The sequence below is a fragment of the Hyphomicrobium nitrativorans NL23 genome (assembly GCF_000503895.1).
In the GTDB taxonomy this organism is placed as follows: Bacteria; Pseudomonadota; Alphaproteobacteria; order Rhizobiales; family Hyphomicrobiaceae; genus Hyphomicrobium_C; species Hyphomicrobium_C nitrativorans.
In genome coordinates this window covers 2,214,509-2,227,049 of the sequence record NC_022997.1, presented here as the reverse complement: position 1 = coordinate 2,227,049, position 12,541 = coordinate 2,214,509, and the positions used below count along the sequence as shown (strand labels likewise).

Genomic DNA, 12,541 nt, shown 5'->3' with positions numbered 1-12,541 from the left:
CGGCACCTTGCGGCTAAAGCGGAACGAGGCGCAGCGCGAGGTGCAGGATGGCATCGACCCCGCGCCACATGAAGCCGCCCTCGTCGACATCGCTCTCGGCATAGAGCGGCGTCTCGCTGACAGCGACGGGCTCGGGATTGCCCGGCACCGTGCTGGTGACGCGGAACATCGCGACCTGCTCGCCCTTGCGGATCGGCGGCTTCAACGGCCCCTCGTAGACGATCTCGCCGCGGATGCGCTGATCGAGCGGAAACTTCGGCAGAATGACTTCGAGGTTCCCCTGCCCTGTGAGCGGCACATAGAAATTCTCGCCGCCCCAGACGCGCGCATAGCCCACGGCCTCGCCCGCCTCGAACAGCTTGGCGCGCGAGACGCTTTTGGCACCCCACTCCAACATGCGGCGCGCTTCGCTGCGCCGGTCGCGCTCGCTTTCGAGACCCATGATGACGCCGATCAGGCGGCGTCCTTCCGTCACCGACGACACGACCAAGCCATAGCCCGCGGCGCTGGTGTGGCCGGTCTTGAGACCGTCGACGCCGAGCCCTTCCTCGGACAGCAGCGGGTTGCGGTTGTAAAATTTGTGGCGGCGATAATCGAACTGGCGCTGACTGAAGGCCTTGTAGTGCTCGGGATACTCGCGGATCAGGTGGCGCGCGAGCATCGCCAGTTCGCGCGCGGTCATCAGGTGCTCGGGATCGGTGAGGCCGGTCGGGTTGCGGAAGGTCGATTTCTTGAGCCCGATGCGGGACGCTTCCTCCGCCATCAGCTTGAGGAAGCCTTCGACGGAGCCGCCAATCCCTTCCGCGACCGTGATCGCGGCATCGTTGCCGGACTGAACGGCGATGCCCTGGATCAGCTCTCTGACCGGCGTCTTGGTGTTGATGGGAATGAACATCGCGGCCGTGCGCGACGGCGCGCCGCCCGTCCGCCAGGCATGCTCGCTGGTGGTGAACTCGGTTTCGAGCGTGACATCGCCCTCCTTGAGCTCCCGGAACAGCACGGCGAGCGTCATCAGCTTGCTCATGCTCGCAGGCGGGACAAGCTGGTCGGCGGCCTTCTGGTAGATGATCGAGCCCGAATCGTAATCCATCAGGATCGCGTTGCGGGCCTTGGTGGAGAACCCGCCCTGCTGGGCCATGGCGCTCGCGGCAAGCGGCGGCACCGCCGCAAGCACAAGCATACCGATCGTCAGCAACCGTCTCGTCAGACGTTTCATGGGGGCCGATCGACCTCGTTCGCCGCTAGGATAGACGACGTTAACTAAAGTCGGCTCAACACCCAAGTCAATTGCGGGCGAGCCCTAACGGGCGCTGGCAACGCGGAACAAACAAGATGCACGATCTCGCGGACAGCCAGAAGCGCGTCAGTCGCTTTTGACGTTTGTCGATGTCGTCCAGTCCGCGGCGTGCATGGAGATGGTGCCTTCATTGAAGGCGCGTGCATCGTAGAAGGGCAGCGTACGCTCGAACGTCACCGAGACCGCATCCTTCGCGTCCTCGATGCCGAGCACGCCGCGGTCCTCCGCCTGCCTCACGGTGAGCGTAAAGGTGTAGGGGCCAGTCTCGCGGATGATCTGCTCGGGCTTTTCGCCGTCGCCGCGCGTGTAGAACAGCACCTGTTCGGTGCGGCTCGTGCGGCCCACGAGCGGCAGCGGCGCGAAGCTGTCATAGCTCCGTGTCCGCGTGCGCTCCATCGACCAGACGCCGAGTTCGGCCGCATAGAAATGCTTCGTCTGCTTCGTCCGCGGGTCGGTGACCGCGAGGTCGAGATCCAGCACCGTGCCCGTCCGCGCGCCCTCGTTCGACAGCGTCACGGGGATCGAGATCATCTCGAAGTTCGTATTTTGATACGGTGCAGCATAGGAAATGACGCGGGGCACAAAAACCTGCACGTCGGCCGTCTTGAGCGAGCTTTCCCATAAGCTGTACCCGGAGAACAGCACCGCGACGCCCGACAAGATCGTCGCTCCGAGACCACCGTTCGAGACATGGCGGGCCGTGTCGGTCGCGATTTCAGTGGCGTCGTGCGTGGTGCCACGCGGCTTGAAGATTTTCATTATACGCTCCCCAACTCCCCTTAGCTCCCGCGCGGACGCAAATGTCCGCTCAAATCCGGCGAAGGTGTGGCTCTGCCGATGTCCGAGCGGTTCTCCCGTGGTTAAAGACGGGTGGGTAGGTCGATCCAACCCCTTGGAGTAGGACGATCCGCGGCGGGTTCGTGGCATTGCGGAGAGGCTAGGCGCTCTCGTATACCGGCGCCCTATAAACACGCATGGCCTCGGCACGTCCTCCGATCGGCGATCCGGCGGAAGACGTAAGCAAGGCGGCCGCTCCCGGGGAAGAAACGCTCATGCAGAACAGCAAGGTCATGACGGCCGACGAGGCCATCGCGCGGATCAAGGACGACGACGTCATCGCGACGACGGGCTTCGTCCAGAGCTGCATCCCGGAGATGTTGCACGCCGCGCTGGAGAAGCGTTTCGTCGAGACCAGGGCCCCGCGTGATCTGACCCTCATCATGTGCGCGGGCGCGGGCGACAGCAAAGGGCTCGGCACGGGCCGCCTGCATCACGAAGGCCTTTTGAAGCGCGTCATCGCCGCCAACTTCGGCCGCATGCCGAAGGTTGCCGAGGCCGCGCAGAACAACAAGATCCAGGGCTACAACCTGCCCCAGGGCGTGATCTCGAAGCTCTACCGCAGTTGCGCCTCCGGCAGTCCGGGCCTGTTCACGAAGGTGGGGCTGCACACCTACGTCGATCCGCGCTTCGGCGGCGGCAAGGTGAACACGGTCACGCGCGAAGACCTCGTCAAGCTGCTCGAAGTCGAAGGCCAGGAGTGGCTGTTCTACAAGGCGACGCCGATCAACGTCGCGCTCATCCGCGCCACCAGCGCCGATCCGCTCGGCAACCTCAGCATGGAGAAAGAGTGCCTGACGCTCGACGTGCTGGCGCAGGCGATGGCCGCGCACAACAACGGCGGCGTCGTCATCGCGCAGGTGGAGCGTCTCGTCGCCGACGGCTCGATCAAGCCGAAGGACGTGAAGGTTCCGGGCATTCTCGTCGATTGCGTCGTCGTAGCCGATCCACCCGAGATGCATCGAATGAACTACGGCGTCGTCTACGATCCGGCGCTTGCGGGCGAAGTGCGCGTGACGGTCGATAACCTGCCGACGATGGCGCTCGACGAGCGCAAGATCATCGCGCGCCGCGCCTCGTTCGAGCTGCCGCTCAACGGCGTGATCAATCTCGGCGTCGGCGCGCCGGACGGCGTGGCGAACGTCGCCAACGAAGAGAAGGTGACGCCCTACCTCGTCATGACGACGGAAGCGGGCGCCATCGGCGGCGTGCTGGCGGGCGGGTCGAGCTTCGGCTCATCGGCCAACGCGCATTCGATCATCGACCAGAACCAGATGTTCGACTTCTACCACGGCGGCGGCCTCGACCTCACCTGCCTCGGCATGGCGGAGTGCGACAGCCTCGGCAACGTCAACACATCGAAGTTCGGCGGCCGTCTCAACGGCTGCGGCGGCTTCATCGACATCTCGCAGAACGCGCGCGCGGTCGTGTTTGCCGGAACGTTCACGGCAGGCGGTCTCAAGATCGCCATCGAGGACGGCAACCTCAAGATCGTGCAGGAAGGCCGCGCGCGGAAGTTCGTCAAACAGGTCGAGCAGGTTACGTTCTCGGGACAGTACGCCGCCGACAAGAGCCAGCCCGTAATCTACGTCACCGAGCGCTGCGTGTTCCAGCTCACCGATCACGGCCTCGAACTGATCGAGGTGGCGCCCGGCATCGACATCGAGCGGGACATTCTCGCGCACATGGCCTTCAAGCCGCACATCCACAGCCCCATCGCCATGAACCCGGCGCTGTTCGCGGAAGGTCCGATGGGCTTGCTTGCCGACCTCCTGAACGAGGGCCTTAAAGACCGCATCAGCTACGACGCGAGCCGGAACCTGCTCTCGATCAACCTCTCGGCGTGGGCTGCGCGCAAGAAGGCCGATGTTGCGGATCTCCAGCGCGCGATCTCGGAAGCCTGCACGGCAGCCGGGCGCAAGGTCAACGCCGTGGTCAACCAGGACGGCTGCCGCATCGCGGAAGACCTCTACGACCAGTACGCCGACATGGTCGCCTACGTGAACAAGCACCACTACGAGCGCATGGCGCGCTACGCCACGAGCGCCATCACGCGCACGAAACTGCAGGACGCGCTGCGCCGCCGCGGTCTCGAAACGCGCGTGTACGACAGCGCCGAAGCGGCTTATGCGTCGCTTGGGATTTCGGCGGCCTGATCGGTCTTCGCAATCCGGTCGTCTCGGAAGGCCGTAAATACGTCGGCGGCGATGGTCGGTTAGCCATGCCGTCGGCTTTTTCATTCCAGGCGATCTCGCCATGTCCAACCGCAGTCTCGGCCTCATCTGGTGCGCTGTGTTCGTGGTGCTCGACGCGGCCCAGGCGGTGGTGTTTGGTACAGTCCTCCAGCGGATGGACTCTCTGCTGGTCGGAATTTACGTCTTCGGGACGTCGGCGCTTCTCTGCCTCGTCATCGTTGTGGTTCGCGCGCGCCACGAGTTGCAGATCGCTTGTGTCAACCCGGCGCTCTTAGCGGCACTCAACGTCTCGTCGGCCGTTGGATGGCTTTTCTATCTCGGCGCCGTTCAGCTCATCGAGCCCGCGGTGGCGTTCACGCTGTTCTCCGGGATCATTCCGCTCTCGATCGTCGTTGCCCGTAGAGCGGACGGCGACGGCCCACGTTTGCCTCTGTCGGCGTGGGAACGCTGCGGGCTCTTCATTTTGGCGATTGGCCTCGTCGCACTCGCAGCATCCACAATCGGGGGGCTCTCAGGATTTGTGCGAGGAGGATTTTTCGTCGCCGTGTGCGGCGTGCTGCTTTCGCTTTTTTCCGGTGTCGCGATGGCCGGGATGGTTCTTGCAAGCTATCGACTGAGCGACCGCGGGCTTAGTCCGGCGGCTGTGTTCGCGTTGCGCTTTCCACTCTATCTCCTCTTCGCAACGTGCGGCTATCTGCTGGGGTTCGACGACAAGGGCGCCGTTCCTGCAGCAGATTTCGCTGCTGCCGTTGCGCTCGGTCTCGCGGTCCTCGCGTTTCCGATTTATGCGGTTCAGAAGGCGGTCTCGCTCAGGTCATCGTTGACGCTCGGCGCGGCGACCGCGCTGATCCCAGTGGCCGCACTGTTTTTGCAAACTCTGGAAGGCCGCGTCGGTTTTTCGGCGGCGACCGCGCTTGGCCTTGCGATCTACACGGTGGGAGCGGTGATAGCTGCGGCAGCCCGCACGCGTGCCGAACTCAAACGATAACGTCGCCGGTCGCACCTTCGCCGAGCGCTTCGGCCAGGATCGCGAGCGCGCGCGCCAACTGCGCCTGATTGCGCGCCGCGCCCAGCGCGAGGCGAATGGCGTTGGGTGGCGCGGCATCGGTCGCGAAGGCATCCGCAGTGACGACGGCAAGGCCGCGCCCGCCCAAATGCGCGACGAAGCGCGGCGCGGGCCAGCGGTTCGGCAAGCCGAGCCAGACATGCAATCCGGCCGGATGCGCAATCGCGTCTTGTCCTTGAAGCGCGTCGCGCGCGAGCGTCTGACGGGCCGCCGTTTCCTTGCGCGTCGCCTTGATGAGATCGGCGGCCGTGCCGTCGCGCATCCATTGGGTTGCGATTGCGGCCATCAAGGGCGACGACATTTGCACCACCGCGCGCAGAAGCGCCGCGCAGCGCGCAGCGGCCGCCGCATCTGGCGCCACGACGATCGACGTGCGCAGGCCCGGTGCAATCGCCTTCGACAGGCTTGCCGCGAAATAGCTTCGCTCCGGTACGAAAGATGAAATCGGCGGAAGGCCAGGCGCGAGGAAAGTGTAGGGATCGTCCTCGATCAGCACGAGGCCACGCTTGCGCACGACGGCTGCGATGCGTTTGCGCCGGTCGGCACTCATCGTTGCCGTCGTGGGATTTTGCATCGTCGGCGTCAGATAGACGATCTTTGCGGTCCCGCCGCGGGCCGCGCGGTCGAGCGCCCCCGGGATCATCCCCTCCCCGTCCATCTCGACGCCAATCAGCGCCACGCCCAGCGCCGCCGCCGCCGCCTTGAACCCCGGATAGGTCAGCTTTTCCGTGAGGATCGCGTCTCCCGGCGCGGCATGCGCGAGAAGGAGCGCGAACAGAGCGGGCTGCGTGCCCGGCGCGAGGATCAGACGATCCGCTGTCAGTCCCCCTGCGAGATCCGCCACCATGCCGCCGAGCCATTCGGCTGCGGCCTTCCGCTCCGCACCGGTGCCGCCCGGCTGCTGATACGTGAGATAGGGCGCAAGGCCGCTCTCGGCGCGCACCTCCGCAAGCGCCCGCGCCAGGCGTCCGTCGAGATCGGCATCCGCCGGCTGCGGCGGCAGGTTCATCGAGAGATCGATGCCCGGCATGGCGCTCGCCCTGAGGCCGCCTGCCGGCTGTCCCTTGACGAACGTCCCCGCCCGACGGTTGCGTCCGTCAGGCCTTGGCGCCGCGCTTCGGCATAGGCGCGCGTCACGGTCGTAAGATCGATACCCAGCGCACTTGCGAGCGCGCGGTGCGTCGGCAACGTCTGCCCTGCCCGCAGACGCCCGTCCTCGATGGCTTCCGCCAGTGCGTTGACGATGCGCTGAAACATCGGCCCCTGTCGGCCGGAAATTGTATGCGTCCAATCCATACAAATGGGTCATATAGCGCATTGATCATCCATACAATGCGTTTTATGCCTTTCCGTGCCGGCGTGCAAAAAGCCCATCGCAGGAGCATCGCAATGACCAATGTCGAGGACGAGCCCACCGTCTCCAAAGCGCTCTTTAACGGCGTGCGCTGCACCTGTCCGAGCTGCGGCGAAGGGAAACTCTTCCGCCGCTTTCTGAAGGTCACGGAGACGTGCCCGGCCTGCGGCGAAGCGCTCCATCACCATCGCGCCGACGACATGCCGGCCTATATCGTGATGTCCATCGTCGGACACATCGTCATCGCGCTCGTGTTCTGGGTCGAGTTCCGCCTCGGCGGATGGCCGACGTCGCTGCACCTCGCATTGTGGCTGCCGTTGACCGTGATCCTCTCTCTTGCCTTGCTGCAGCCGGTGAAGGGGTTCATCGTCGCGCTTCAGTGGGCATTTCGGATGCACGGGTTCGGCGGGAGCCGGCCTCCGAGACCGGCCGACGCCGCTGGCTGACAAGGCGGCCTGACCGTCGAGCGTTATTAATCCGGGCGCGTTTCGCGTTGCCTTTCTAGAAAAGCGTCACGGCCTTGAGCCCTTCCTCCTCCGCTTTGCCGCTCTCCCACGCCTTCCTGGCGCTCGCAGTCACGGCGGTGTGGGGGACGAACTTCGTCGTCATCCACATCGGGCTCGACCACCTGCCGCCGCTGCTCTTCGCTGCACTCAGGTTTCTCGGCGCGCTGCTCCCGGCCGCCCTGCTGCTGAAGTGGCCTAAAGGTGTGCCGTGGCGGAACTTGGCGGCCTACGGCGTTCTCGTCGGCGCCGGGCAATTCGGCCTCCTCTACATCGCCATGAACGGGCACATCACGCCGGGGCTCGCCTCGCTCGTGGTGCAGACGCAGGTGTTTTTCACCATCGCCATGGCAGCGGTCTTCAACGGCGAGCGATTGCATCGGCGGCAGGTGCTCGCGCTTCTCGTCACGCTCGTGGGCGTCGGTGTGATCCTCATGCACACGGACCGCACAACGACGCCGCTCGGCCTCGCGCTCGTTCTTGCGGCTGCGGCCTCTTGGGCTGCGAGCAACATCGTCGTTCGCGCGACACCCTCTGCCGACATGCTGGCCTACGTCGTGTGGGCGAGCCTGTTCGCGGTGCCGCCGCTGTTCGCCCTCTCCTTCGCGTTTGAAGGATGGCCCGCGATCCGCAACGGCCTCGCCGGCGCGGATGCCGTCACGTGGGCCGCCGTTGCGTGGCAGGCGGTCGGCAACACATTGTTCGGATATGCGGCGTGGAGCTGGCTGCTGGCGCGCCATCCCGTCGCCAACGTCGCGCCGATGGCGCTGATGGTGCCGGTGTTCGGCATGGGCGCGTCTGCCATCTGGCTCGGCGAGCCGCTGCAGGCGTGGAAGCTCATCGCGGCGGCGCTCGTGATGCTGGGGCTGGCGCTCAACCTGCTCTGGCCGCGGGTCGCCGCCTGGCTCCGTGCACGCCCGCTCTGACGCTCTGCCCTTGACGTTTTTACGTAAGAACATATAGCGAACATCATGGAGGTATCCATGGAGATTCTCGATAAGCTTGCCGTTCTCGCCGACGCCGCAAAGTACGACGCTTCCTGCGCCTCCTCCGGGGCGCCGAAGCGCAAGGCCGCGGCGGACGGGCTCGGCTCGACCACCGGCGCCGGGATCTGCCACGCCTATACGCCGGACGGGCGTTGCGTCTCGCTGCTCAAGATCCTGCTCACGAACTACTGCCTGTTCGACTGCGCCTATTGCATCAACCGGCGCTCATCGAACGTGCCCCGCGCCCGCTTCACGGTGGACGAGGTCGTGGCGCTCACGCTCGGGTTCTACAAGCGCAACATGATCGAAGGCCTGTTCCTCTCCTCCGGCATCGTCCGCTCGGCGGACCACACGATGGAACAGCTCATGCGCGTGGCGAAGACGCTGCGGCGCGAGCATGGCTTCGCCGGCTACATCCACCTCAAGACCATCCCCGAAGCGAGCCCCTGGCTGATCGAGCAGGCGGGGCTGTGGGCGGACCGGCTGTCCATCAATCTCGAACTTCCGACCGCGGCGGGCCTCTCCCGCCTCGCGCCGGAAAAGAGCGACACGACGATCCGCGAGGCGATGGGGCACATGCACGCGCGCATCACCGAAGCGCGCGCGGAACGGCGGCGCTTCTCCCCGGCAGGCCAGAGCACGCAGGTCATCGTCGGCGCAGATGCGGCAACGGACACCGACATTCTGACGGCGAGCGACGGCCTGTACCGGCGCTTCAAGCTAAACCGTGTCTACTACTCTGCGTTCAGCCCCATCGATCATGCAAGCGGGCTCCTGCCGCCGAAGCCGCCGCCGCTCGCGCGCGAGCATCGGCTCTATCAAGCGGACTGGCTGCTCCGGCACTACGCATTTTCCGTCGATGAGATCGCGTCCACGAGTGCGGACAACATGCTCGATCTCGATATCGATCCCAAGCTCGCCTGGGCGCTGAAGAACCGCGGCGCGTTTCCAATCGATGTGAATACCGCACCCAAGGAGATGCTGCTGCGCGTGCCCGGGCTCGGCGCGCGGGCGGTGGACAAGATCGTCGCCGCGCGGCGGCATACGACGCTTCGCGCGGCCGATGTCGCGCGCTTGACGGTTTCGTTTCGCCGGGCAGCACCGTTTCTGATCACGCTCGACCATCGTCCCGGTGCGTTGACCGACCGCGCGGATCTCCGTGCACGCGTTGCGCCGCCAAAGCAACTAAGCCTCTTGTGATGGGAGTTACGCCTGTCACGCTCGGAGAGGGCGCCGATTTGGACGGATTCCGCCGGGCCGTGCGCCGTCTCATCGCGGAGGCGAGGCCGCCCGACGCGGTCGTCTGGCAAACGGATGGCACGCCATCGCTGTTCGACGGCAATCGGGGCGAAGCTGGCGCCGACGCGCCGCCGATCTCGCTGCCGCGCGCAGCCGCAGATCTCATCCGCCTCGTCGTTTGTCATCGCGATCCGGAGCGGTATGCGCTGCTCTACGCTTGCGTTTGGCGCCTTCTCCATGGCGAGGGCGCGCTGCTCGACATTGCGAGCGATCCCCTGGTCGCGCGCCTCGCGCTCATGGAAAAATCGGTGCGCCGCGATCTTCACAAGATGCACGCGTTCCTGCGCTTCCGCCGCGTGACCGATGACGAGGACGAACGCTACGTCGCGTGGTTCGAGCCCGAGCATGACATCCTGGAGGAAACCGCGGATTTTTTCGTCGATCGCTTTCGCCGCATGACCTGGTCGATCCTGACTCCGACCGGCTCGCTGCATTGGGACCGCGAAACGCTGACCGTCGGGCCGCCCGGGGAGAAGAGCGCGCTGCCCGCGACGGGCGCGGTCGAAGCCGGGTGGAGCACCTATTACGCGAGCACGTTCAATCCGGCGCGGGCGAACCCTTCGGCCATGCTGCGCGAGATGCCGAAAAAGTACTGGGCCAACATGCCCGAGACGAATTTGATCCCGGATCTGCTTCGCGCCGCCGGCTCGCGCGTTGAGACACTCATGAGCAATGCCCCTGCCCCCTCCCGCAAGAAAGATCCGGCCAAAGCCGTGGCGCGGATGCGCGAGGACCACGTGCGGACGCTCGCGGATCTCAACGCCGTGATTGCGGCTGCGGAGCCGTTCGTCACAGGCGGCACGCGCGCAGTGCTTGGCGAGGGGCCGCTGAAGCCGTCGCTGGCATTCGTCGGCGAACAGCCGGGAGACCAGGAGGATGTCCAGGGGCGTCCGTTCGTCGGCCCGGCGGGACAGATTTTGGCGCGCGCAATGGCGGAGGCGGGCATCGACCGCGACGCCTGCTACCTCACCAATGCGGTCAAGCACTTTAAGTTCGAGCCGCGCGGGAAGCGCCGATTGCACAAATCACCGACCGCGGGAGAGGTCCGCCACTACCGCTGGTGGCTCGACAAGGAGCTCGACCTCGTCGCGCCGAAACTTATCGTCGCCCTCGGCGCAACGGCCGTGCAGGCGCTTACCGGCAAGGCGCTGCCGATCATCAAGACGCGCGGTCCGTTCGACTTCAACGGTCGAGCCGGTTTCGTCACCGTGCACCCGTCCTATCTGCTCCGGGTACCCGACGAGGCGGCGAAGCGCGAGGCCTACGCCGCCTTCGTCGAAGATCTCGCGGCAGCCGCGGCGCTCGCCCGCAACCCTACCGCTCGAAGCGCTTGAACTTGATGCGATGCGGCTCCACGGCAGCGTCGCCGAGGCGGCGCTTCTTGTCCTCCTCATACGCTTCGAAGTTGCCCTCGAACCATTCGACATGGCTGTCGCCCTCGAAGGCCAGGATGTGGGTCGCGAGGCGGTCCAGGAAGAAGCGGTCATGCGAGATCACCACGGCGCAGCCGGGGAAATCTTCGAGGGCCGCTTCCAGTGCACCCAGCGTCTCGGTGTCGAGATCGTTCGTCGGCTCGTCGAGCAGCAGCAGGTTGCCGCCCTCCTTCAGCATCTTGGCAAGATGCACACGGTTGCGCTCGCCGCCCGAGAGCAGGCCGACCTTCTTCTGCTGATCGGCGCCCTTGAAGTTGAACCAGCCGCAATAGGCGCGCGAGCTCATCTCGCGCTTGTCGCCGAACTTCATGATGTCGAGACCGCCCGAGATCTCCTCCCAGACCGTCTTCTTGTCGTCGAGGTGGCTGCGGCTCTGGTCCACATAGGAGAGCTTCACCGTGGGCCCGAGCTTGATCGTTCCGTTGTCCGGCTTCTCGGCGCCCGTCAGCATCTTGAAGAGCGTCGTCTTACCGGCACCGTTCGGGCCGATCACGCCGACAATGCCGCCCGGCGGCAGCTTGAACGAGAGATCGTCGATCAGGAGACGGTCGCCGAACGCCTTCGTGAGGCCCTCGGCCTCGATGACCATATCGCCGAGGCGCGGACCCTGGGCGATGGAGAACGACGCCTTGCCCACCTCTTCGTGGCCGGCCTGTTCGACGAGCTTGTCGTAGGCCGAAATACGGGCCTTCGACTTCGCCTGACGTGCCTTGGGCGACGAGCGGATCCATTCCAGCTCGCGCGCCATCTGCTTCTGGCGGCTTTCCTCGGCGGATTTTTCGCTCTCGGCGCGCTTGGCCTTCTGCTCCAGCCAGCTCGAATAGTTGCCCTTCCACGGCACGCCCTGGCCGCGGTCCAGCTCCAGCGTCCAATCGGTGAGGTTGTCGAGGAAGTAGCGGTCGTGCGTGACCAGGATCACGCAGCCCGTGTACTCCTTCAGGTAGCGTTCGAGCCACGCGACGCTTTCGGCGTCGAGGTGGTTCGTGGGCTCGTCGAGCAGCAGGATGTCGGGCTTCGAGAGCAGAAGCTTGGTCAGCGCCACGCGCCGCTTCTCGCCGCCCGAGAGCTTCGTCACGTCCGCGTCGCCCGGCGGACAGCGCAACGCGTCGAGCGCCTGTTCGACCTGCGTGTCGAGGTCCCATAGATCCAGCGCATCGATCTGGTCCTGGAGCGCCGTCATCTCGTCGGCGGTTTCCTCGGAGTAGTTGGCGGCGATCTCGTTGTAGCGATCGAGAATGGCCTTCTTCTCCGCCACGCCTTCCATGGCGTTGCCGAGCACGTCCTTGTCGGCATCGAGCTCCGGCTCCTGCGGCAGGTAGCCGACCTTGACGCCGTCGGCGGCTTTGGCTTCGCCCAGGAAATCGTCGACCGTGCCGGCCATGATCTTCAGGAGCGTCGACTTACCCGCGCCGTTGAGGCCCACGACGCCGATCTTCGCGCCCGGCAGGAACGACAGCGAGATGTCCTTCAGGACCTGCTTGCCCCCCGGGTAGGTCTTGGAGAGCTTGTGCATGTGGTAGACGTACTGGTGGGCTGCAGCCATTTGGGCGCCTCTTCTGCGAACGGGTTTG

11 protein-coding genes are annotated in these 12,541 nt (G+C 65.4%); 6 read left to right on the top strand and 5 right to left on the bottom strand.

Annotated elements, in window-relative coordinates; all coding sequences use genetic code 11:
* Positions 1–13: 13 nt before the first annotated feature.
* Both W911_RS10345 and W911_RS10340 read right to left on the bottom strand, forming a co-directional pair.
* Complete coding sequence (locus W911_RS10345) at positions 14–1,216, bottom strand: D-alanyl-D-alanine carboxypeptidase family protein (protein ID WP_023787488.1); 1,203 nt, start codon at positions 1,214–1,216, stop codon at positions 14–16.
* Positions 1,217–1,363: 147 nt separating this feature from the next.
* A complete protein-coding gene (locus tag W911_RS10340) occupies positions 1,364–2,056 on the bottom strand; it encodes a hypothetical protein (protein WP_023787487.1) in 693 nt (230 codons plus the stop codon).
* Between the two features lie 293 nt (positions 2,057–2,349).
* On the opposite strand from W911_RS10340, the gene W911_RS10335 reads away from it, so the two are divergent.
* A complete protein-coding gene (locus tag W911_RS10335) occupies positions 2,350–4,290 on the top strand; it encodes an acyl CoA:acetate/3-ketoacid CoA transferase (RefSeq protein ID WP_041318365.1) in 1,941 nt (646 codons plus the stop codon).
* Between the two features lie 100 nt (positions 4,291–4,390).
* Positions 4,391–5,317: a hypothetical protein gene (locus W911_RS10330; RefSeq protein WP_023787485.1), complete on the top strand. Its 927-nt coding sequence runs from the start codon at positions 4,391–4,393 to the stop codon at positions 5,315–5,317.
* On the opposite strand, the gene W911_RS10325 is transcribed toward W911_RS10330, so the two are convergent.
* Together W911_RS10325 and W911_RS18750 are read right to left on the bottom strand one after the other, a co-directional pair.
* On the bottom strand, positions 5,307–6,425 hold the full coding sequence (locus W911_RS10325; protein ID WP_244438491.1) for an aminotransferase-like domain-containing protein: 1,119 nt from the start codon (positions 6,423–6,425) through the stop codon (positions 5,307–5,309). The genes W911_RS10330 and W911_RS10325 overlap by 11 nt on opposite strands.
* Entirely contained in the window at positions 6,401–6,652 is a 252-nt protein-coding gene (locus W911_RS18750) for a GntR family transcriptional regulator (protein WP_244438489.1), read from the bottom strand. The genes W911_RS10325 and W911_RS18750 overlap by 25 nt, the downstream gene beginning before the upstream one ends.
* 132 nt (positions 6,653–6,784) lie before the next feature.
* On the opposite strand from W911_RS18750, the gene W911_RS10320 reads away from it, so the two are divergent.
* The 4 genes from W911_RS10320 (at position 6,785) to W911_RS10305 (ending at position 10,871) form a co-directional block, all read left to right on the top strand.
* Positions 6,785–7,195 (top strand): DUF983 domain-containing protein, encoded by a 411-nt coding sequence (locus tag W911_RS10320; protein WP_023787484.1) that lies wholly within the window; start codon positions 6,785–6,787, stop codon positions 7,193–7,195.
* A gap of 74 nt (positions 7,196–7,269) precedes the next feature.
* Positions 7,270–8,178 (top strand): EamA family transporter, encoded by a 909-nt coding sequence (locus W911_RS10315; protein ID WP_023787483.1) that lies wholly within the window; start codon positions 7,270–7,272, stop codon positions 8,176–8,178.
* A gap of 57 nt (positions 8,179–8,235) precedes the next feature.
* A complete protein-coding gene (locus W911_RS10310) occupies positions 8,236–9,438 on the top strand; it encodes a putative DNA modification/repair radical SAM protein (protein ID WP_023787482.1) in 1,203 nt (400 codons plus the stop codon).
* Positions 9,438–10,871 (top strand): UdgX family uracil-DNA binding protein, encoded by a 1,434-nt coding sequence (locus W911_RS10305; protein ID WP_023787481.1) that lies wholly within the window; start codon positions 9,438–9,440, stop codon positions 10,869–10,871. The genes W911_RS10310 and W911_RS10305 overlap by 1 nt, the downstream gene beginning before the upstream one ends.
* Here W911_RS10305 and ettA read toward each other — a convergent pair.
* The gene (gene ettA / locus W911_RS10300; RefSeq protein WP_023787480.1) at positions 10,852–12,513 is read right to left on the bottom strand and encodes an energy-dependent translational throttle protein EttA; all 1,662 of its coding nucleotides are present in this window, start codon (positions 12,511–12,513) and stop codon (positions 10,852–10,854) included. The two genes, W911_RS10305 and ettA, sit on opposite strands and share 20 nt — an antisense overlap.
* Positions 12,514–12,541 lie beyond the last annotated feature (28 nt).